Source organism: Muricoccus roseus (assembly GCF_900141905.1).
GTDB lineage: Bacteria > Pseudomonadota > Alphaproteobacteria > Acetobacterales > Acetobacteraceae > Roseomonas > Roseomonas rosea.
Window position 1 is genome coordinate 15,528 of sequence record NZ_FQZF01000040.1, and the last position, 20,133, is coordinate 35,660.

Sequence of the window (20,133 nt, forward strand, 5' to 3'; positions counted from 1 at the left end):
CGGGCGGCTTTCTGCGTTGCGGCTTGCCCCGTCGCCGGGCCATTACCGCCCGCATGGCTATGTCCCCCTCGCGCTTCGCGGAATGTCTGGAAACGATCGGCTGGACAAAGCGCGGCCTCGCCCGCCGGCTGAACGTCGGGCAAGGCGCGGTGAAGAGCATGGCCAACGGGCGGCACGAAATCCGCGACGACTTCGGCACCTGGCTGGAAGGGCTGGCGGCAGCTCACGCGCCGCTGTCACCCGAGCTGCGCGAGTTCTCCGACAAGATGGGGTGCGACCGGGGGGAGTGGGTGCGCTACCCCCGCGGTATCCGCCCGCTGTCCGACGACGAGGCGGCGGCGCTGCGCCGCGTGGCGGACGCTCACGCCGAGGCACCCTGGCCGCCGGGGTGGCGAGGCGGCAGCGCCGCGGAGGACAACACGGAAGCGTGACGGTATTTTGGTATTTTCAAATTTAACAACTTCGGCCTGATGGGGCAGGGGCGCTAATCTCCTTCGTAGCCGAGGCGTCCCGCTTAGGCTGAACCTGAAAGATCAGGTCATGCATCAGTGTTTTTCGATCTCCTGGCGCGGCCGGGACCGCAGCCTTTTCGCCTTCTGACAGGACGTGGTTGCCACCTCCGCGCGCGAAACCCTCGCCCGCTTGCGCTCCACGGCCCGTCGCGGCTCCATCCCCTACGGCGTGAAAGGGCACGCCGGGTGCAGGCACCCGGCCAGTGGCTGGCATAATGCGCGCCGCCTCGATCCAGATGCCTCCGGCGGGCCGCGAGAGCGACGTCCTGCCCGGCCTGCCAGCCGCGGAAACGCCGGCCTATTGGCGGGCGCAGCGCGAAGGCGTCGCCCTCGTGTGCGAGCTGCGGCACCGCATCGGCATCGCCTGGGACGCGCCGACCTACGGAGCCGGCGGCTCGGAGAACATCGCGCCGTGGGATCATGCCTTTGACGAGCTGCACGCCGCGCGCCGCCATCCCTTCGCGGCTAACCTCTGCGTCGCCCGCTCCGTCACCCCGACTGTTGCCATCGTGGCGGCGCTGGGTGCCATTACGGCCGCCGCCCCCGTCATCGCTGCTGGCTGGGGGTGTCGTGAGCGCGACGAAAGGGGAGGGAGGCCGCGCGGCCTACCCCGCCCCGATGACGGGATTTGGAACGGTCCATTCAGGACGATGTTGCATTGCCCTACCGAAGCGCCACCCCTCGCTTTCATCACTACACAGTACCCCTGCATGACCTTGGGCACGATAACCACCTATTATCGTGCCCGGGGGAAGGCGAGGGGCGGATTGCCACAGGTTGGCGGCCCTGGCACTCTGCGCCTGGCCGAACAGGGCGGGCGCGGGGGCGTCCTGCCAACCGCCGCCGCACGATCCATCTTCGTCGTGCGACAACCGCGCTCGCTATTTTAGCGGCAGGGTAGGCTTACAGCCTCATGCCGCGTTCGACCGCGCCTCTGGCGCGAGAGCTGACAGAACCCTTCAAGCAGACCGGCCATCCTGCCGTGCAGGCGCACTTGCAGCACCTGATACGGGTCGCGGTCGCGAGGCCTGCCGCTCTGGGCCACGCTGATGGCCGCCGAGCCGGACGAGACGACGGAGGAGGCGAGGCGCTGGATCGAGCTCGGCGCCCGCATCTTCAACACCATCAGCGACCGGCGGCTGCTCACCCTGGGGCTGCGGAGCCGTCTCTCGGCCATGCCGGAGGCAGCCTGAGGATGGCTGGTGGAAAGCTCCATGAGAGGGTCGCCGCCCTGACCGGTGCCGTGCGGGTCGACCCCCGGACCGCTCGGATCGGTGCCCTCGCGAGTGAGCGCGGCATCAGGACCGACTGGGCGATCGGTCTCGTGCTGCTGTTCCGCGTCGGCAGGCCGGAGGATGTCGGCGAGTTCTCGGGTTCCTGGTCACCGCCCCTCCCGGTACGTGACCGGCGGGACCATCATCGTGTGCTGCGGCCCCATTCTCGCGAGTCCGTGGCGACGTTAGACATGCCGGCGCGAATCCAGGCCCGGCCAGAGATCGGAGAGAGAGCGCCCATGGAGATTTCCCGTCGTCGGACCCTGGCCGGCATGGCCGGGGCGGCAGGCCTTTTCGCCCCCGCAGTCCATGCGCAGCCGGCATCCTCGCGCCCTGTCCGCTTGGTTGTGGCTTTCCCGCCCGGGGGCGCGATGGATCTTATCGCCCGCATGCTGGCAGAAAGACTCTCTCCAGCCCTCAAGCAGAATGTCGTCGTCGAGAACCGGACGGGTGCCGGTGGCGCGCTCGGAACGGCCGCCGTGGCCCGCTCCGCGCCGGACGGAAACACTCTCCTGCTCTCCAACCCCGGCCCGGTGGCCCTGAGGCCGAGCCTCTATCCCGACCTGCCGTATGATCCATTGCGTGACTTCTCGCCCGTCGCCGGTGTGGCCAAGTCACCCCTCGTTCTTGTCGTCGCCGCGAACTCGGGGATCCAATCGGTCGCAGAGCTGATCGCGTTGGGCAAGAGTGGCCGGCCAGTCAATTATGGATCGAGCGGCTTCGCGGGGCAGTCACAGGTCGGCTGCGAGTGGTTCAAGCTGCTGACCGGCACGGAGTTCCTGCACATCCCACTGAACGGAGCCGGTCCGATCGTCGTCGAACTCCTGGCCGGGCGCGTCCAGTTCAGCTTTCTCTCGATGGGGGACGTCGTTCCCCGCGCGAGGGACGGTCAGCTCCGCGGCCTCGGCGTCGCGCGCGCCGAGCGGACATCGCTGGCCGCCAACATGCCGACCCTCGCGGAGGCCGGTCTGCCCGGGCTTGTTCTGGACACTTGGTACGCCCTCATGGCACCCACCGGCACGCCCGAGGCCGTCGTCCGACGCCTTCACGACGAGACGACCCGCATCATCGGCGAACCGCAATTCCGCGAGCGCCTCGGCGAGGTCTATTTCGAGCCGATGCCGATGACGCCGCAGGAGACGGGGCGGTTCCTGGCGGCCGATCTCGCCACCTACGCTGACATCGTGAAGCGGGCCAACATCAGGGCGGAGTAGCCCCCGCAGCGGACTTTCCGAAGGCTCGGCAAACCGTCTGGAAGGGACGAGACCGGCGGGCGGCCCTGGGCCTCGGAGAGCTGCTCGGTCGAGCCGACCAGTTCTCCGAGGCATTAGGCCGCTCCGCCGTGCCTCGACCTGTCCTTGCTACGTATTGGCCGAACCATTAAGACATTTCGGGACGCTTGGTTTGGAGCATTTCCGATGGCTCGTGGGCTTGCCCCTGACACGCAGGGACGCGCTCTTCAGGACGTAAGGGTCCTGGACTTCACCGCAGTCATGGCCGGTCCCTTCGCTACCCGCCTGCTCGCGGATCTGGGTGCGGATGTCGTGAAGGTGGAGGCGTTCGAGGGCGACCAGGTGCGGGCGCGCCCACCGCTCCGCGACGGGCACAGCAGCTATTTCGGACATCTCAACGCGGGCAAGCGCAGCATCGTGCTCGACCTCAAGTCGCCGGACGCCACGCGTCTCATCGAGCGGCTGGTCGGCCGCTTCGACGTCGTCGTCGAGAACTTCCGCCCCGGCGTGATGCGGAGGCTCGGCCTAGACTACCCGTCCCTGTCCAAGATTAATCCACGCCTCATCTACTGCTCGGTCTCCGGCTATGGCCAGTCGGGTCCCCGTGCGCTGGAGCCTGCCTACGCTCCGGTTGTCCATGCTGCCAGCGGCTTCGACATGGTGAATCTCGCCTACCAGGACGACGCGTCGCGCCCGGCCACAAGCGGCGTCTTCATCGCGGACGTGCTCGGCGGCACCCACGCCTTTGCCGCTATCCAGGCGGCCCTCTACCAGCGCGAGCGGACCGGGCGGGGGCAGTTCATCGACGTCGCGATGCTGGACGCCATGCTCGGCATGCTCGTCTTCGAGACGCAGGAGGCGCAGTTTCCGGGCAGACACCGCCGTCCGCTCTACCCGCCCCTGAGGACCCGGGACGGCTATCTCATGGTCGCGCCGACGAGCCCACGCAACTTCGAGCAGCTCTGCGTCGCGACGGGGCATCCGGAGTGGCGGGAAGACCCGCGATTCCGTACCAACGCGGACCGGAACATGAACTGGACGGAGCTGCTCGGCTTGGTCGAGAGCTGGAGCTTGCAGCGCAGCGCCGCGGAGGCGGAGGAAACCTTGTCGCGCCACGGGGTGCCCTGCTCGCGCTACCGCACCATGGCGGAGGTGCTCGCCGACACGCACCTTGCCGCGCGCGGCACCTTTGCCGAGATCACGGACGGGGCCGGCACCTTCCGCGTCGTGAACCCCCCGTTCCGCATGTCAGATTCCCGGACCGACGTCCGAAACTACATCTCCGCGCTCGGGGAGAATGGGCCCGGCCTCCTGCGCGAGGAACTGGCCATGTCCGATGCGGAGATCGAGGCCCTGCGGGCCCGAGGCGTGGTCGGCTAGAGCGCACGTCGCCTTGCGCACGTCCAGCCCGACAAAGGTGATACGCTCTCCCACAATGCGCCTCCTGTGCTGAGGCAAGGCGCCGGCCCACCCGGCGCAACCCTCGTCATTCCTGCACAGTTCGAGGCGGGCCTCCCCGCCTCAGGTGGACATCTAGTCTAGGTGGTGTCGGCATCTGCCCCCTCGTGCCCTGGGCATGTGATTGCATCTATGGAATGATGGCTACTCGCGCGGGGGATCTTGAAAGGGCATCGCCTCTTCCGCACCTGCCTGAGGCCTGTTCGAGATGCCCCAGTTGCGGATGGTGGCAGACCAGGAGGGAGGATAGGGTCTTTGAGTAGGTCGCTGCCGATGCGCGCGGGCCTGCCCTTACCTTTCAATCAGTTCGGCGAGAGATCGCTCGATGAGGGTTGGCCCGCCTCGGCGATCATTTGATCGAGCAGTTGCTCACTGCGCACTGTAGCTGGGTTGCGTCGTCATCGCGACGCTGGGCCGGAATGCGCTCTTGTGCTCATCGAAGGTAGCTTACCGTGTTCTTTGCTACTTGTTGAGCTCCGCCTCGATCTCCGGGATCAGCTTGAAGATGTCGCCGACCAGGCCGTAATCGGCGACCTGGAAGATCGGTGCCTCCTCGTCCTTGTTGATGGCGACGATGACCTTGCTGTCCTTCATGCCGGCCAGGTGCTGGATCGCGCCCGAGATGCCGAAGGCCATGTAGAGCTCAGGCGCGACGATCTTGCCGGTCTGGCCGACCTGCAGGTCGTTCGGCGCGTAGCCAGCATCCACCGCGGCACGGGAGGCGCCGACGGCGGCGCCGAGCTTGTCCGCGATGCCGTCCAGGATCTTGAAGTTCTCCGCCGAGCCGATGGCACGGCCGCCGGAGACGACCACGCGGGCAGCGGTCAGCTCGGGGCGCTCGCTCTTCACGATCTCGGCGCCGACGAAGGAGGAGACGCCCGGGTCGGCGGCGGGCTGCGCCGGCTCGATCGGGGCGGAGCCGCCCTCGGGGGCCGCCGGGTCGAAAGAGGCGGCGCGGACGGTGATCACCTTCTTCGCGTCCGAGGACTGCACGGTTGCCAGCGCATTGCCCGCATAGATCGGGCGCACGAAGGTGTCGGCATCCACGATGCCCGAGATGTCGCTGATCGGCTGCACGTCGAGCAGCGCGGCGACGCGCGGCATCACGTTCTTGCCCAGCGCGGAGCCGGGGGCGAGGAGATGGGTGTAGTTGCCGGCCAGGCTCTGGATGAGGGCAGCGGCGGGCTCGGCGAGCAGGTGCTCGGTCGCGGCATGCAGCACCTTGGCGACGCCGGCGATCTTCGCGCCGGCCTGGGCCACGGCTTCCGGCCCGATCACCAGCAGATGGACATCGCCCAGCTTGCCGGCGGCCGCGATGGCGGAGCGGGTGGGCTGGTTGATGGAGGCGCCGTCATGGTCGGCGAGGACGAGGACGGTCATCTTCAGATCACCTTCGCTTCGTTGCGGAGCTTCGAGACGAGCTCGGCGGCGGAGGCCACCTTCACGCCGGCCTGGCGCTTCGGCGGCTCCTCCACCTTGATCACCTTCAGGCGGGGCGTGGTGTCCACGCCGAGATCGGCGGGCTTGATCGTCTCGATCGGCTTCTTGCGGGCCTTCATGATGTTCGGAAGGCTGGCGTAGCGCGGCTCGTTCAGGCGCAGGTCGGTGGTGACGATGGCCGGAAGCTTCAGCCTCACCGTCTCCAGGCCGCCATCGACCTCACGGGTGACATTGGCGGCACCGTCGGCGATCTCGACCTTGCTGGCAAAGGTGCCCTGGCCCCAGCCGAGGAGGGCGGCCAGCATCTGGCCGGTGGCGTTCATGTCGTCATCGATGGCCTGCTTGCCGAGGATGACGACCTGCGGGCCTTCCTTCTCGACAATGGCCTTCAGCAGCTTGGCCACCGCGATCGGCTCGACCGTGTCAGCGGTCTCGACCAGGATGCCGCGATCGGCGCCCATGGCGAGGGCGGTGCGGATCTGCTCCTGCGCCTGGGACGGGCCGATGGAGACGGCCACGATCTCGGTCGCGATGCCCTTCTCCTTCAGGCGCACGGCCTCCTCGACGGCGATCTCGTCGAAGGGATTCATGGACATCTTGACGTTCGCGGTCTCGACGCCCGTGCCATCCGGCTTCACCCGGACTTTCACGTTGTAATCGACCACGCGCTTGACGGGGACGAGGAGCTTCATTCTGGAGCCTCCACTCTCGTGCGGCAGGTATGCCGCCCGGTCATACGTCGGGCTTCGTCGGCCTTTAGCGGGGCTGCGCTTCTCGAAAAAGGCTGTCGCGCCCTCCCCTGCTCTGGCCCGCCGAACAGGTGATGAAGGCTCGTCGCTCGAGGACTAGAGCAGATCCCGTTCCGGTGACTTTACCGGAACAGGTACATCCTCTCCTCGAGCGACAGGCCAGAGCGGTTGAGGTGAGCCCAGGCGAACGGAGACCTCCCTAACGCAGAATCTCGCGGGAGATGGTGTTGCGCTGGATCTCCGACGAGCCCTCGTAGATCCGGGTAATGCGGATGTCGCGGTACAGCCGCTCGACCGCAAACCCCCGGCAGTAGCCGTAGCCGCCGAAGATCTGGACGGCACTGTCCACCGCGCGGCTCCCGGCCTCCGTCGCGAACAGCTTCGCCATGGAGGCGAGCTCGCGGCGCTTCTCGCCCTGGTCGAAGCGCCAGCAGGCGTCGAGCAGCATCAGGCGGGCGGCCCGCATCTCCGTCGCCATATTCGCGATCATGTGTCGGATGGCCTGAAGATCCGCGATGAAGCCCCCGAAGGCCGGTCGGATCTTTGCCTGATCGACCGCGAGCTCCAGCGCGTACTCGCCCATGCCGAGTGCGGTCGCGCCGACGTTCAGGCGGCCCTCGTTCAGTCCCTCCAGGGCGTAGTGAAAGGCCTTTCCCTCCTCGCCCAGGAGGGAATCCGGTGGCAGCTGAACGTCGCTGAAGGATATTTCGTACACGCCTGGCGTCGCCGTCCCCATAAGCGGGATGACGCCATCGACGCGGTAGCCGGGCGTCGATGCCTCCAGCAGGAAGGCCGAGATGCCCCCGCGCGGGCCGGCCGCCTTGTCGGTATAGGCGTAGACCACCAGGGTCTTCGCGTTCTTCGCGTTCGAGATGAACGTTTTGCTGCCGTTGAGCAGCCAGCCATCCACGTTGCGCGTCGCCGTCGTACGCATCGACCCGAGATCCGATCCGCAATGCGGCTCGGTCAAGCCAAAGGCGATGGGGATGTCGCCACTGATCATTCCCGGCACCAGCCGCGCCTTCTGCTCGGCGCTGGCGTGGTTCAGGATGTTCTTGGCAGCCGGGCCCATCAGGGGCCGGAGCTCCGTCCAGAACTGGGGCGGCAGGCGCGCCAGCTCGGCCTGGACGACGCACTGTGCCAGTGCGCCCATCCCGAGACCCCCGTACTCCTCCGGGAAGGCTAGGGCGAAGTAGCCGTTCTTGATGAGGGTCTGCCGCACCTGAGGGGGCACGACGCCCGTCTCCTGGAACTCCCTCTCCAGGGGAAGCAGGTCATCGACCAGGACGCGGGTGACGGAGCGGAACTCCGCGACGGCCTCCGGGATCTCGAAGTTCATCCCGGCATCCAGGGCCGCAGCCCCGCCCGGCGACTGGTAGTTCATGGAAGGATCCTCCCCGCTCGCGGCGCTTGTCCGTACGTGCGCCGGGCAGCACCTTATCGGGTATAAATGGTAGGGCCAATAGATATATTGACATCGCCTCCGGCCGGGGGGAAGTCGGAGAACCATGCAGGCCGACCCCAATCAGCTGAACCTGCGCCACCTGCGCGCGATGCTCGCCATCCAGGATCGCCGGACGCTGAGTGCCGCGGCCGAGGCTGTGAGCCTGTCTCAGCCCGCGCTGACGCAGGGCTTTGCAAAGCTTCAGGCCCAGTTCGGCCACAACCTCTTCCACCGGACGGCGGGCGGCATCACCCTCACGCGTCCGGGCGAGGTCCTGGCAGACCGCGTCCGCGCGGCCTTCGGCCACCTCGCGGCCGGGCTGGGGCGGCTTCCCCGGAAATCCGGCTCGGACGAGCGCCTGCTCAGGATGACACAGGTCCGCGCCCTGCTCGCCCTGGCAGGGGCCGCCGGGTACGCTCCCGCGTCGCGGGAGGCCGGGCTGTCCAAGACCGCCCTTCACCGGGCCGTCGGTGAGCTGGAAAAGGATCTCGGCACGGGCCTCACCGATCGGCGGGGACGCGGGGTCTGCCTAAACGCTGCGGGACGGCGCCTTGCCCGCGGCATGCGTCTCGCGCTCTCGGAGATTACGGCTGCCATCTCCGATCTCGACGACGGCGCGGGCACGACGCTCATCCGCGTCGGCGCAACCCCTCTCTCCCGCTGCTTCTTGGTGCCCGCGGCCATCGCGCGCATGGCCGCGGAGCAGCCGCGAGTGCGGTTCGACGTCGTCGAGGGCGGATGGGGCGACCTGGTCGAGCCGTTGCAGGACGGCATCCTCGACATGATGGTGGGAGGCCTGCGCCCGGTCGGTGGCGCGGATGCCGTGCAGCGCCCGCTCTACCAGGACCAGCTCATCATCGTCGCGGGCCAGCAGCACCCGCTCGTCGGGCACGGGCAGCCGGGTGCGGCCGCGCTGGCCTCCTATCCTTGGATCGTCGCGAAGCCCAACTCGTTCCTGCGGACGCAGTGGGAACAGCTTTTCCAGGGCGGTGAGCTGCCGCCCGCGCCCATCGAGTGCGGGTCAGTAATGATCATCGGCCGCCTGCTCACCGAGGGGAACTTTCTGACCCTCCTTTCGCCCGATCAGATCGCCCTCCAGGTCCAGAGCGGACTCCTCGCGACCATCGGGGCGCCGCTCCGCGGCACCGTGCGGCCGGTCGGCCTAATCACGCGGCATGGCTGGCGCCCTTCTGTGTCGCAGCGCCGCTTCGTCGAACTGCTGGAGGAGATAGCGGCTCATCGGCGAACCGATCTGCCGCAGGATCCTACTGGTTTCCCCGGCTATGGCCGTCGAGCATCTTCGCCTTGACCAACCTCCTGCGGCGCGCCCCGGCCATCCGTCCGAAGGTCGGAGATGCGCCCGGGGCGCGTGCGCCTTGCGACCCTTCAGGCTATCGGTCCGCTCCGCCGCGAATGTTCTGCGCGGCGGCGGGCGGGCGTTGCTGGCCCTAGCGGGCCCACTGTAAACTGCCGGCCTCACTGCAAGAGGCCGTCTCACTTGCCGGCACGCCCCGCACTGACCGTGAAGCCCGGCTTCGTGCCGGTGAGGACACAACGCGCCTTCGAGGTGATCTGCGACCAGATCCGGAGGGAGCTGGCCCAAAAGACGCTGAAGGTCGGCGACAAGTTACCACCCGAACGCGAGCTGGCGGCCCAGTTCCAGGTGAGCAGGGGCGCACTCCGGGAGGCGCTCAGGAGTCTGGAGGTCGCGGGTATCATCTACAACGTCAAGGGCGCGAAGGGGGGTGCCTTCGTGCAGGCCGCGGACTCTGAGCGCGTGACACAGGCCATGCAGGACTACATTCATCTCGACAGCGTGTCCCTCGACGAGCTGACGGAAGCGCGCATCGCCCTCCAGGAGGTGATCGTCCGGCTCGCCTGCGCGCGGGCGACAGAGGCACACCTCGTAGATCTGGAGCGGATCGTCGAGGAGACGCGGGTGGCCGGAGACCTCGAGACACGACTGCGATGCGCCGAGGAGTATTACGCCGTCCTCGCGCGCGCCACGATGAACCGAATCTTCGGCGTGGTGATGAAGTCCCTTTCGTCGATTCTGCAGAGCTTCCTGAAGGATCCCGATCACGAGCTGCTACAGGAAAGCCTGTTCCAGTCACGGCTGCGCCTGGTGCGCCTTCTCCGCGAGAAGGATTGCGAGGGGGCGGTCGAGGAGATGCGACAGCATCTCGAGCGCATCCACCGGCACATCCAGCGCGGCAACGCCGCCGGGACCAGGCGCCCTCCCGGACGCCGCAGCGCGAAGCGGCCCGCCTGAGGCAGACCGCCGCCCGGCGTGCACGCCCGGGAACGTTGATCCGTCCCACGGAAGGGCCGGGGCGCTCAGCGGAGATAGAGGCCGCCGTTCATGTCGAGGGTTGCGCCGACGAAGAAGCCGCCGCGGTCGGAGGCCAGCAGCGCGACCGCGGCGGCTATCTCGGAGACCTCCATGAACCGTCCGGCCGGCACCTCGCGCTCGATGCGCGCGATCTGCTCCGGAGAGAGCCGGCCTTTCGCGCTCGCGATGGGGCCCGGAGAGACGGCGTTGACCGTCACCCCGGTGCCGCCGAGGAAGCGGGCGAAGTACTTCGTCAGCATGATCGCGCCGGCCTTCGCGGCCGCGTAGTGCGGAGACGCCACCGTGCCGCCGTTCTGGCCGGCCAGGGAGGTGATGTTGACGATCCTGCCGTACCCGTTGCCACGCATGTGCCCGGAGAAGACCTGGCAGCTCAAGAAGACGCTGCGCATGTTGATAGCGACGATCTCGTCGAATTCCTCCGGCGTGATCTCGTCTGTCGGCGTCCGCTTCGCGTAGCCGGCGTTGTTAACGACGATGTCGACCTTGCCCCAGGCCTCCACCATCCGGTCGCGCGCGACTGTGAAGTCGGCCTTGCGGCGAACATCCAACGGGATGGCCATCGCCGTGCTGCCGCCCGGATCGAGCTGCCCGGCGACCGTGCCGGCCGCGGCGTGGTCCACGTCGGTCACCGCCACGCGCGCGCCCCCGGCGTGCAATTCGCGGGCGATTGCCTCCCCCACGCCCCTTCCTGCGCCCGTCACCAGCGCCGTCCGGCCCGCGAAGGAGAAGCTCCCGTTGGGAGGGATCGAAACGTCCTGCACCATGATCCTCACATCTGACTGGGCGCGGCACGCGCGCCGGTCCAGGCCTTCCTGCCCGGGGATGAGGCCCTACTGCGGCGCGATGTTCAACTCGCGAAAGGCGCGCCGCCAGAACTCCGTGGACGATCGGACGACGGCCTGCATCTCGGCCGCCGGCCGGAACGTGGTCTGAATGGCGCCGGCGGCAAAGCTCCCCTGCACCTCGCTCTCCTCCAGCGCGGCGCGCAGCGCGACGTCCATCTCCTGCACGAAGCCGGCGGGCAGCCCGGGCGGCCCGAGGAAGCCGTACCAGGGCTCGGCACCGGCGCCGCGGAACACGTCGCCGATGACCGGAACCTCGGGTGCGAGCGAGGAGCGGCTCTCCGCGATCACCGCGAGGAAGCGGATCGTGCCGTTGCGCATCGCTTCGTTGGTCGCCAGGGTCGTGGAGTTGATCTGCATCTTCACGACACCGGAGATGAGGGCCAGGCCCGCCTCCGCCGTACCCCGGTAGGCGACATGCGTCAGCTTTACTCCGGTCTGGTGCTCGAACAGCATGGCCGCGATATGGCCCACGGAACCCATCCCGGCATTGGCCACGTTGATCCCGTCGGGCTGCGATTTCGCGAAGGCGATGAACTCCTGCACGGTCGTCGCGGGGATATCCTTGTGGACCATTAGGAAGAGCGGGCTGCTCCCCACCAGAGCGACGGGCTCGAAATCCTTCACAGGATCGTATCCGGCGGCCCGGTTGACCATGGTGAGGGTGATGTAGCCCGGCGGGGTGAACAGCAGGACGTTCCCGTCGGGCGGCGCGCTCTGGACGAAGCGGACCCCGATCAGCCCGCCCGCGCCGCCCCGGTTCTCGACTATCACGGTGCGCCGGAGCTTCGGCGCGAGCGATGCGGCGAGAACCCTCGCGATCGCGTCGGTCGAACCGCCGGGGCCGTAGGGCACCACGATGCGCAGAGGCGGCCGTTGAGGCTGTGCCTTGACAACCGAGGCGGACGATAGGATGGCCGCCGACGCCAGCCCCACCAACGCTCTTCTTTCCATTTCATCCTCCCGGTCACGGATCGTCTTGATCTTGCCTGGCGCCGATCCTTGCCGGCGCGTTCGGCCCCGCCCTAAATGTCCAGCACCAGCTTCGGCGTCCTCGAGCCGGAGCAGCAGACCATGACCGTCCGGTTCGCCCGCTTCTCCTCCTCGGTCAGGAATTGGTCTCGGTGGTCTGGCACGCCCTCGAGCACGCCGACTTGGCAGGTTCCGCATACCCCCTCGGAACAGGCGAAGCCGATATTCGCCCCGGCGGACAGCAGCGCATCCAGCATCGTCTCGCCGTCCTGCACCGCGACGGTCTTCCCGCTGCGCCGGAGCTCCAGCACGTAGTCGCCGCCAATCGCGACCTCGACGTCCGCGGAGAAGTACTCCACGTGGACGGTCCCCGGCGGGCGCCCCGCGGCTAGCGCCTCGAACGCCTGGATCATCCCGGCGGGACCACAGCAGTACAGGTGCGCCTCCGGAGGTGCGGCCGCCACGACCGCGGCGAGGTCAAGCCGGAGCCCGCCCGGCTCCTCGTCGAACAGGACATTCGCCGGAAGGTGCTCCTCCAGGCGGTCGAGGTAACCGGCGATTGCGCGCCGCCGACTGACGTAGTGCAGCTCCCAGCGCCGGCCCAGCGCCTCCAGCCGCGCGATCATCGAAAGCATCGGCGTGATGCCGATCCCCCCTGCGATCAGTATTGTTCGCGTGGCGCCCTCCTCGAGCGGGAAGTTGTTCCTGGGCGCCGAGATCTCCACGACCTGACCGGGCCGCCAGTTCTCGTGGATGTGCCGCGATCCGCCCCGGCTTTCGGGCGCGAGCTGCACGCCGATTTCATAGCGGTCCCGTTGCGACGGGTCATTCGCCAGCGAGTAGCTGCGCGTGAGGCCGGGCGTCAGCCGGACGTTGATGTGCGCGCCGGCCGTGAAGGGCGGGAACCGCTCCCCGGGGAGCGGTTCCAGCTCGTAGGTGTTGATGCCCTCCGCCTCCCATCGCACGGCCCTGATCCGTGCCTTCAGGCTTTCGGGCGCACCGGCCTGGGTTTGGGGGACGGCAATTGCCCCTTCGCCGGCGCTTGGCCGGACGGTTGTCTGCATGACTTCCTCGGCGATCCTGGACGTGACCCGCTGGCGCGCCCGGAAAGGCGCGCCAGACGACGCTGCCGGCTTACCGGGAGAGGGCCGGTTCTTCCCTCTCCGCGGCGGGCCAACGGACAGCCTTGGCCAGCTGCTCCTGGTAGGCCTGCTCGAGCGGCTGTCCAGGATCGTGCAGGAACGAGCCGGCACGCGCTCGGAAGAAGACATCGGGGTCGTCGACGCCCGGCGGCAGCACGCCCTTGTCACGGAAGGCGCGTGCAGCGAGCAGCAGGCGCCGCCGCGTGCGCGCGATCATCTGGTCGGTCGGCGCGAGATGCTCGAAGGCGTGGTCCGTGATCGGACCCATGCTCTCCGTGACCGCTTGGTCCTGCATGGTGATGTTGGGGATGCCCGTGTACTGGGTGCCGTTGCGCTGGGACTCCCGATCGATTGCCCAGTCATTGGAGATATCGTCGGCCGAGCGCCAGCGGCCGTACCAATCCGTCGTGTTCGGGGCGTAGCGGAACGGCTCGAAGAGCGGCTCGCCCGTCTTGCGCTTGGAATTGTAGGCCGGGTTGCCGCCGTCTACGCCGCCGGTGATGTCGAACAGCATGGAGTGCTCGTCGTCGATGGGCACCCAGGCGCGGGCAATGGCGCGCGTGGCGAACTTGTTGTTCGGCGTCTGCGTCCAGAAAGGGAACATGAAATGCGCGACCCGCCAGGACATCTGGCCGTCGTCGTTGGGCCGGAACGCGCCGTACATCGTCCCCCAGTCCGCGTTGGAGACCTCGTATTCCGGCGCCCGGTTCAGGACCGTCGGGCGCATCGGGTGGTTCTCCTCAAGGTCGTCCGGCTCGAGCGAGCCGACGTGCAGGAAGCCGACGTGGGAGGTGTCGATGTCTCCCTCCAGAGCCTGCAACCAGTTGCAACTGCGCTGGAGGCACCAGATCTCAGCTCCCGGGATCATCGCCGCCTCGATCGCCGGGAGGGGTGGCGGCACGGCGCGATCGCCCATGTAGACCCAGATCAGGCCGTTGCGCTCGTGCGTCTTGTAAGCCTTGGCATGCACCTTCTCCTTGAAGTCGAGGCGCGCCGGAACACTCGGCATGTCGACGCACCGTCCCTCCACGTCGAACTTCCAGCCGTGGTACACGCAGCGAATCCCGCCTTCCTCGTTCCGGCCGATGAAGAGGGAGGCGCAACGGTGGGGGCAGCGATGGTCCATGATCCCCACACGGCCTGAGCTGTCGCGGAAGGCGACCAGCTTCTCGCCGAGGAGCATCAGGCGAACGGGGTCGCCATCCGCCTTCACCTCCGACGACATCAGGGCTGGCATCCAGTACTGCCGCATGAACTGGCCCATGGCGGTTCCCGGACCGACACGCGTCAGGTCGGCACTGTCGTTGGCCTGCATCCGTTCCTCCGTAGCTTTGTCTGGGAGATGTGGAACTCCCCCTGAGGCACCGATCCGCTCGTTTCGATCGAAACGGACGGGGCCGCAACTACGTTCAACTGTATGACTCACTATCGGTCCGACCAAATAGGAAATTCGGCTCCAATATTCGAAATTCGGGACGGTCGACGAACGAGTTCTAAAGATGGTTCCGTTGCGAGCTTGCAGGGCCTCCCCGAGCAGGTACAAACCTTAGTATGGCAAGACGGCGGCGAGTGGCCTCGGTGAGACCGGATCAGTCCTTCAAGGGGCGGCAGTTCACCGCCGAGGTGATCCTCTGGGCGGTCCGCTGGTACCTCATGTTCCCGATCAGCTACCGCGATCTCGAGCTGATGCTGGCCGACCGCGGTGTGGATGTCGCGCACACCACCCTGTTCCGCTGGACCCAGACCTATGCGCCAGAGATCGAGAAGCGGATCCGGCCGCATCTGCGCCCGAGCAACGGCTCCTGGCGGGTTGACGAGACTTATGTGCGGGTAAAGGGGCGCTGGATGTACCTGTACTGTGCAGTCGACAGCCGCAGCCAGACGATCGACTTCCTGCTCTCGGCCAAGCGGGACGCGGAGGCCGCGAAGCGCTTCTTCCGCAAGGCGTTGGGGCAGCCGCATACGGTGAACCCGCGTACGATCACGGTGGACAAGAACCCGGCTTACCCCTGTGCTGTCGAGCAGATGAAAGAGGGCGGCGAGCTGTGGCGTTTCTCCCGCCTGCGCCAGGTCAAGTTCCTCAACAACATCGTCGAACAGGACCACCGGCGCGTGAAACGCCTGGCCAGACCAGGGCTCGGCTTTGGTGGCTTCCACACCGCACGACGAACACTGGCAGGCTACGAGGTGATGGCGATGATCAGGAAGGGACAGGTTCGAGAGATCGGCGGACGAGACATGCGGGCTCAAGCCGCCTTCGTCGCCAAGCTGTTCCAGATTGCACCCTGAACCACCTGCTACTCAGGCCATCTGCGGCCCGCCACAAACTTCGCAACACAACCAGGCCAGTCATGGGTGACGTAGCAGCACGCGCTGCACCTGGGACGCGCCCCACACTTCCCGCCCCAATGGGGTCCGCACACCGCGCGCGGTCAGCGCCGCGGCGATCTGCCGCAGCGACGTGGCGCCAGCTCGGCGCGCGGCGGTGATGTAGGGCAGCACGTCGGCCGCCCGCTTCGCGGCGTCGCGCTGCCAGGCCGCAGTCGCCATGGCGGCCACCTCGCCGTCGCCGGCCCGCAGTCGCGGGTTGCCCAGCCTCACGCCGCGCGCCTTCGCCGCGGCGAGGGCGGCGCGCGTACGGGCGCTGATGGCGCGGGCTTCTTCCTCGGCCACCAACGCCATGATGCCGATCGTCAGTCGGTTGGCGTGCGGCATGTCCACGGCGACGAATTCGACGCCGGCCTTCTCAAGCCCGAGCAGGAAATGCGCGTCGCGCGCCAAGCGGTCGAGCTTGGCGATCAGCAGCACGGCGCGGCGCGCCCGACTCTCTGTCATCGCCGCCGCGAGCTGCGGCCGGTCGCCGCGCTTGCCGCTCTCCACCTCCTCGAAGGTCGCGCACACGACGCCCCCGGTGCTCGCCGCGTGCCGCGCGACGGCCGCCCGCTGGGCGTCGAGCCCCAGGCCCGAGCGGCCCTGCCGCTCGGTGCTGACCCGGTAGTAGGCGACGAAGCGGATGGGGGAGGGGGTGGGAGGAGCCATCGGGACCCTCAAAATGCCCTCTCAGGCCCCTTTGTCGCAATCCCAAACGGACGTTTGACGCTTTGCGACTCCCACTCCCAGGTGCGAGTTAGCTGCGATACATGCGAAACTTGAGTTTCACGCGTTAGCAGGGTTATACTGGTTCTGCGCAGATAGGAGCATTTTCCATGGCTGAGCCGCTCGCCGTGCCCGCAGCCGAGGTGCAGCGCCGTTTCGCGCTCTACCAGGACAAGGCGCTTACCCAGCCCGTCGCCGTCACCAGTCGTGGTCGTCCGCGCGTGGTGATGATCTCGGTCGAGGAATACGAGCGGCTGCGTCGTCGCGACCGCCAGGCGATGAAGGTCGAGGAGCTGCCGCCCGATCTGATCGAGGCGATCGCTGCCGCCCAGCCTTCCGAGGAGTCGCGCCGCTTCGATGACGAAGTTGCCTGAGTCGCGCCGTTTAGCACCACCGCTTCCAGGCGAGGTCATCCGCTACGCCTACCTCTGGATGCACGAGGCCGCGGAGGGGCGAGAGGAGGCTCGCAAGGACCGCCCGTGTGCGGTCGTGATCGCCACGACAGATGTGGCGGGCGTTCCGTCCGTCGTTGTTGTGCCGATCACGTCGCGGGCGCCGTCCACACCGGATGAGGGTATGGAAATTCCCGTGGCGACTCGCCGACGCCTGGGCTTGCAGGACGAGCCGTGTTGGGCGGTGCTGACGGAGGTAAACCGCTTCGTCTGGCCGGGCCCCGATCTGCGGCCTGTGACTACTGCCCTCGGATCGAATTGGGGTTACGGTCCGCTACCGGCCATCCTGTTCGAGCGGCTGCGTGATGCGGTTGTCACGCGGGCGCGCTTGAGGACGCTACGCGTCACCTCGAGGTCTGCCTGATGCCTCTGCGCTCCGACTCGCCGTGTGCCGTCTCCGTTGGTGCTGCCTTCCGACGTGAGTCGCTACTTCTCCACTGGCGCCCTACCCCGAGCTTCTTTCAACACCTTGTCGGATGGTGTGCGTCTGAAGTCCTTAGCGCAACGCTGAATCCGCGGCCTTTTCCGGCGCTGGCTCGCACGCGTCCTATAGGAAGTTTTTTGTATAGGACTCTTATAGGTATGGGCCGCGGATTCAGCGTGGATAACTGGGGGTCAGGCCGCGGATTCAGCGTAGATCATGGCCTGTCGAGGCCGCTGATTCAGCGTAGGAAGGCCGCGGATTCAGCGTTGCCTTCCAGGCAGCCTAGCGGAAGGCCGCGGATTCAGCGTGGACAAGCGGGGATATCGGGAAAAAGCGCTTCGGTGCCTCGAAAGGCCGCCGATTCAGCGCACACGCCTGATGGTGCTCGCCTAGGCTTGCCTCACCGGAGGGTGAGTGAGGGGACGCATGGCTGAGATTCACCGCCAGCTCATGCTCTTCGGCGCCGAGGCCCTTCGCCGCACTGCCAACGCCATCGACGATCCCGGGCTGCGCCGTAGGGAGCTGGGCCGCATCGAGGCCGCTAGCAACGCCATGGGTGAGCTGGCCGACGACGAGCTGGCCTTCACGCATTCGGGCCTCTGCCAGACCTGCCTGCCTCATGCCCGCCCCGACAGCAACGATGCGATCTGGGAGCGCAGTTCCGGGCGCTTTCACCTGATGGTCAGCCCCGGCGTGGTGCGCGGCGCTGACGGGCGCGCCGCACGTGTTGGCGTGCCCTACGGCACCCGGGCGCGGCTGATCATGATCTTTCTCCAGACCGAGGGCGTGCGGGGGCGCACCGTCAATCTCGGTCCCAGCATGTCGGCCTGGATCCGCTCGCTCGGCCTGCCCGTGACCGGCGGGCCGAGGGGCACCATCCAGGCCATCCGTGAGCAGTCGCTTCGGATCGCCCGCTGCGAGTTCACATTGCAATGGAGCGCGCCCGCCTCCTCGCCCGGCGGCGGAGAGCAGATGATCATCCGTGACCAGCGCCTCGTATCGGGCCTGTCGCTGTGGCAGGGCCAAGAGGACGGCGAGGGGCCGGGATGGTCGGCCACGGTGGAGCTGACCAGCGAGTTCCACGAGCACCTGCGCCAGCACGCCGTGCCGCTCGCGCGCGACGCCATCGCCCACCTCAAGGACAACTCGCTCGGTCTGGACCTCTACACGCTGCTGGCCTACCGGCTGCAGCGCCTGGAAAGGCCGCTCCTGCTACGCTGGCAGGCGCTCGCGGCGCAGGTCGGCTCCGACACGACGCGGGTCTCGCACCTGGCGCAGCGTGTGAAGGCCGTGCTGCCCGATGTGCTCGCCGTGTACCCGGACGCTGAGGTGGAGGTGGTCCATCACGGCCTCAAGCTCATGCCCTCGCGTCCCCCCGTGCCCAAGACCCTGGTGCGCGGCCTCAGGCTGATCCCGTCGGCCGGTTAGGCCTACCTCCGGGATTCCTGCGCGGCTTCCTCCTCAGGCGTCATGCGAATCGCAGGCGAGGTCGACCAACCCGCCGGGTACGTAGAATTCGCGGCCTTTTCGGGCCTTCCAAAGCTCTCACGGCCTCGACCACCAGTTGGGTCAGGGTGGCCACTGGCGGTGCGAATATTCTAGATCGATCCTGACAATCTGCAAAGTTATAAATCCGGTTTTGTTCATGGGATAGGCATTGGGCTGGAAGGGACGCTCAGTCCTTGCGTTAAGGCTTGATCAAGAGGAATCCTCCCCGGTAGTGTCCGCACGGAACAGCTCGGGGTTCTATGCAAAATGCCAAAATTGGTTTTTCGCAATGAGGTTCCTGGGCACCGCTCCGGTTGGCTGCCTCTCGGCAGCGGTTCATCCCCTCTCGGCGCCGCAAGCCAGTCGGCGCTAAGGTTCCGGCCCGTCAGGGAGACGGACACTTGCGAGGGGTTTTACAGGAGGCGGATATCCGCGCCGGGCTGGAGGCCGGGGGGCGGATCGAGAACGTCGTCATCGTGGCGCGACGCGACGAGGCCGACGGGATCGAACACGTCCCCTACCTGCTGCCGAGCTGGCGCCGGGGCTACGTTGCCATCGGGCTATTCCGTGGCGCCGGCGTGCGCGCCTACCGCGACCTCACCCGTCTGGTGCGCTTCGTGCGCGATGACCTGGGTTTCCACGGCCCTATCTCGCTGCACGAGGAGAACTGCACGAAGCTGGGCAAGCTCCGTTCCTTCCTCGACGGCGCGGTGCCGGGCGGGCTGGCCCCGCCCGGCAAGCCGGTACCGGCCGGCGATGAGGTTGCAGCGCCGGACGTGCTCGACCCCTAGCGAGGCCTCCCGCGGCCGGCTGGTGGCCGCGTGATCCTGGAACTGGCCGTCGTTGCGCAGCTCGCCGCCCGTTGCGCTCCCTCTGTCGCCTTCGAGACGCTGGCCGCCGTCATGCAGACGGAAAGCGGCTTCAAGCCCTTCGCCCTGGGCGTGAACGGGCCGGGCGGCGGCGCGATCTTCCCCGAGACGCGCGAGGCCGCCGTGGCGCTCGCGACGGACCTCATCGAGCGCCAAGGCCGCTCCGTGGACCTGGGGCTGATGCAGGTGAACAGCGGCAACCTGCGCGCGCTGGGGCTGACGGTCGCGGAAGTCCTCGACCCCTGCACCAACCTGGCGGCCGGCGCCCGCATCCTGCGCAAGGGCTACGCCACGGCCAGCCGCGGCGAGGCGGACCCGCAGCAGGCGCTCCGCGTCGCCTTCTCCCGCTACAACACCGGTCACCCCGAGCGGGGCTTCGCCAACGG

At 67.6% G+C, this 20,133-nt stretch carries 20 protein-coding genes; 12 read left to right on the forward strand and 8 right to left on the reverse strand.

Annotated features, from left to right (window positions below; translation table 11 throughout):
• The first annotated feature begins 53 nt into the window (after positions 1-53).
• From BUB97_RS22795 to BUB97_RS22810, 5 genes are all read left to right on the forward strand, one after another.
• Positions 54-431, forward strand: coding sequence for a hypothetical protein (locus BUB97_RS22795; protein WP_139281439.1), 378 nt, complete (start codon positions 54-56; stop codon positions 429-431).
• A gap of 296 nt (positions 432-727) precedes the next feature.
• Positions 728-1,402, forward strand: coding sequence for a hypothetical protein (locus tag BUB97_RS22800; RefSeq protein ID WP_139281440.1), 675 nt, complete (start codon positions 728-730; stop codon positions 1,400-1,402).
• 159 nt (positions 1,403-1,561) lie between these two features.
• Positions 1,562-1,705 carry a hypothetical protein gene (locus tag BUB97_RS26430; protein WP_175562722.1) on the forward strand — a complete coding sequence of 48 codons (144 nt, stop codon included), beginning with the start codon at positions 1,562-1,564 and terminating at the stop codon, positions 1,703-1,705.
• 320 nt (positions 1,706-2,025) lie between these two features.
• A complete protein-coding gene (locus tag BUB97_RS26435; protein ID WP_073139449.1) occupies positions 2,026-3,000 on the forward strand; it encodes a Bug family tripartite tricarboxylate transporter substrate binding protein in 975 nt (324 codons plus the stop codon).
• Between the two features lie 204 nt (positions 3,001-3,204).
• Positions 3,205-4,398 (forward strand): CaiB/BaiF CoA transferase family protein, encoded by a 1,194-nt coding sequence (locus BUB97_RS22810; RefSeq protein ID WP_073139405.1) that lies wholly within the window; start codon positions 3,205-3,207, stop codon positions 4,396-4,398.
• Positions 4,399-4,938: 540 nt separating this feature from the next.
• On the opposite strand, the gene BUB97_RS22815 is transcribed toward BUB97_RS22810, so the two are convergent.
• The 3 genes from BUB97_RS22815 to BUB97_RS22825 form a co-directional block, all read right to left on the reverse strand.
• A complete protein-coding gene (locus tag BUB97_RS22815; protein ID WP_073139408.1) occupies positions 4,939-5,856 on the reverse strand; it encodes an electron transfer flavoprotein subunit alpha/FixB family protein in 918 nt (305 codons plus the stop codon).
• Between the two features lie 2 nt (positions 5,857-5,858).
• Positions 5,859-6,608: an electron transfer flavoprotein subunit beta/FixA family protein gene (locus tag BUB97_RS22820; RefSeq protein WP_073139411.1), complete on the reverse strand. Its 750-nt coding sequence runs from the start codon at positions 6,606-6,608 to the stop codon at positions 5,859-5,861.
• A 256-nt stretch (positions 6,609-6,864) separates the two neighbouring features.
• Positions 6,865-8,049, reverse strand: coding sequence for an acyl-CoA dehydrogenase family protein (locus BUB97_RS22825; protein ID WP_217659741.1), 1,185 nt, complete (start codon positions 8,047-8,049; stop codon positions 6,865-6,867).
• Between the two features lie 124 nt (positions 8,050-8,173).
• On the opposite strand from BUB97_RS22825, the gene BUB97_RS22830 reads away from it, so the two are divergent.
• Positions 8,174-9,418: a LysR family transcriptional regulator gene (locus BUB97_RS22830; protein ID WP_073139414.1), complete on the forward strand. Its 1,245-nt coding sequence runs from the start codon at positions 8,174-8,176 to the stop codon at positions 9,416-9,418.
• 189 nt (positions 9,419-9,607) lie between these two features.
• Positions 9,608-10,381: a FadR/GntR family transcriptional regulator gene (locus BUB97_RS22835; protein WP_073139416.1), complete on the forward strand. Its 774-nt coding sequence runs from the start codon at positions 9,608-9,610 to the stop codon at positions 10,379-10,381.
• 65 nt (positions 10,382-10,446) lie between these two features.
• Here BUB97_RS22835 and BUB97_RS22840 read toward each other — a convergent pair whose 3' ends face one another.
• The 4 genes from BUB97_RS22840 to BUB97_RS22855 all read right to left on the reverse strand — a co-directional run bounded on the left by BUB97_RS22840 (position 10,447) and on the right by BUB97_RS22855 (position 14,733).
• Positions 10,447-11,226 (reverse strand): SDR family NAD(P)-dependent oxidoreductase, encoded by a 780-nt coding sequence (locus BUB97_RS22840; protein ID WP_073139418.1) that lies wholly within the window; start codon positions 11,224-11,226, stop codon positions 10,447-10,449.
• A gap of 66 nt (positions 11,227-11,292) precedes the next feature.
• The gene (locus BUB97_RS22845; RefSeq protein ID WP_175562723.1) at positions 11,293-12,159 is read right to left on the reverse strand and encodes a Bug family tripartite tricarboxylate transporter substrate binding protein; all 867 of its coding nucleotides are present in this window, start codon (positions 12,157-12,159) and stop codon (positions 11,293-11,295) included.
• Positions 12,160-12,329: 170 nt separating this feature from the next.
• A complete protein-coding gene (locus BUB97_RS22850) occupies positions 12,330-13,241 on the reverse strand; it encodes a PDR/VanB family oxidoreductase (RefSeq protein ID WP_217659742.1) in 912 nt (303 codons plus the stop codon).
• 169 nt (positions 13,242-13,410) lie between these two features.
• Positions 13,411-14,733 (reverse strand): Rieske 2Fe-2S domain-containing protein, encoded by a 1,323-nt coding sequence (locus tag BUB97_RS22855; protein WP_073139424.1) that lies wholly within the window; start codon positions 14,731-14,733, stop codon positions 13,411-13,413.
• A gap of 263 nt (positions 14,734-14,996) precedes the next feature.
• On the opposite strand from BUB97_RS22855, the gene BUB97_RS22860 reads away from it, so the two are divergent.
• Positions 14,997-15,707, forward strand: a complete 711-nt coding sequence (locus tag BUB97_RS22860; RefSeq protein WP_245818424.1) for an IS6 family transposase — start codon at positions 14,997-14,999, stop codon at positions 15,705-15,707.
• A gap of 60 nt (positions 15,708-15,767) precedes the next feature.
• Here BUB97_RS22860 and BUB97_RS22865 read toward each other — a convergent pair whose 3' ends face one another.
• Positions 15,768-16,469, reverse strand: coding sequence for a recombinase family protein (locus tag BUB97_RS22865; protein ID WP_338141794.1), 702 nt, complete (start codon positions 16,467-16,469; stop codon positions 15,768-15,770).
• Between the two features lie 155 nt (positions 16,470-16,624).
• Here BUB97_RS22865 and BUB97_RS22870 point away from each other — a divergent pair, with 155 nt between their 5' ends.
• From BUB97_RS22870 to BUB97_RS22890, 4 genes are all read left to right on the forward strand, one after another.
• The gene (locus BUB97_RS22870; protein ID WP_073139432.1) at positions 16,625-16,888 is read left to right on the forward strand and encodes a type II toxin-antitoxin system prevent-host-death family antitoxin; all 264 of its coding nucleotides are present in this window, start codon (positions 16,625-16,627) and stop codon (positions 16,886-16,888) included.
• A 928-nt stretch (positions 16,889-17,816) separates the two neighbouring features.
• Complete coding sequence (locus tag BUB97_RS22880) at positions 17,817-18,818, forward strand: replication protein RepA (protein ID WP_073139438.1); 1,002 nt, start codon at positions 17,817-17,819, stop codon at positions 18,816-18,818.
• A 461-nt stretch (positions 18,819-19,279) separates the two neighbouring features.
• Positions 19,280-19,669, forward strand: a complete 390-nt coding sequence (locus BUB97_RS22885; protein ID WP_073139440.1) for a hypothetical protein — start codon at positions 19,280-19,282, stop codon at positions 19,667-19,669.
• A 30-nt stretch (positions 19,670-19,699) separates the two neighbouring features.
• A partial coding sequence (locus BUB97_RS22890; protein ID WP_073139443.1) for a lytic transglycosylase domain-containing protein occupies positions 19,700-20,133 on the forward strand: 434 nt, incomplete at its 3' end.

What these genes read in the sequence shown, in the direction of transcription:
- BUB97_RS22795 (WP_139281439.1), top strand. Translation starts at nt 54, where the DNA reads ATGGCTATGTCCCCCTCGCGCTTCGCGGAATGTCTGGAAACGATCGGC.
- BUB97_RS22800 (WP_139281440.1), top strand. Translation starts at nt 728, where the DNA reads ATGCGCGCCGCCTCGATCCAGATGCCTCCGGCGGGCCGCGAGAGCGAC.
- BUB97_RS26430 (WP_175562722.1), top strand. Translation starts at nt 1,562, where the DNA reads ATGGCCGCCGAGCCGGACGAGACGACGGAGGAGGCGAGGCGCTGGATC.
- BUB97_RS26435 (WP_073139449.1), top strand. Translation starts at nt 2,026, where the DNA reads ATGGAGATTTCCCGTCGTCGGACCCTGGCCGGCATGGCCGGGGCGGCA.
- BUB97_RS22810 (WP_073139405.1), top strand. Translation starts at nt 3,205, where the DNA reads ATGGCTCGTGGGCTTGCCCCTGACACGCAGGGACGCGCTCTTCAGGAC.
- BUB97_RS22815 (WP_073139408.1), bottom strand. Translation starts at nt 5,856, where the DNA reads ATGACCGTCCTCGTCCTCGCCGACCATGACGGCGCCTCCATCAACCAG.
- BUB97_RS22820 (WP_073139411.1), bottom strand. Translation starts at nt 6,608, where the DNA reads ATGAAGCTCCTCGTCCCCGTCAAGCGCGTGGTCGATTACAACGTGAAA.
- BUB97_RS22825 (WP_217659741.1), bottom strand. Translation starts at nt 8,049, where the DNA reads ATGAACTACCAGTCGCCGGGCGGGGCTGCGGCCCTGGATGCCGGGATG.
- BUB97_RS22830 (WP_073139414.1), top strand. Translation starts at nt 8,174, where the DNA reads ATGCAGGCCGACCCCAATCAGCTGAACCTGCGCCACCTGCGCGCGATG.
- BUB97_RS22840 (WP_073139418.1), bottom strand. Translation starts at nt 11,226, where the DNA reads ATGGTGCAGGACGTTTCGATCCCTCCCAACGGGAGCTTCTCCTTCGCG.
- BUB97_RS22855 (WP_073139424.1), bottom strand. Translation starts at nt 14,733, where the DNA reads ATGCAGGCCAACGACAGTGCCGACCTGACGCGTGTCGGTCCGGGAACC.
- BUB97_RS22870 (WP_073139432.1), top strand. Translation starts at nt 16,625, where the DNA reads ATGGCTGAGCCGCTCGCCGTGCCCGCAGCCGAGGTGCAGCGCCGTTTC.
- BUB97_RS22880 (WP_073139438.1), top strand. Translation starts at nt 17,817, where the DNA reads ATGGCTGAGATTCACCGCCAGCTCATGCTCTTCGGCGCCGAGGCCCTT.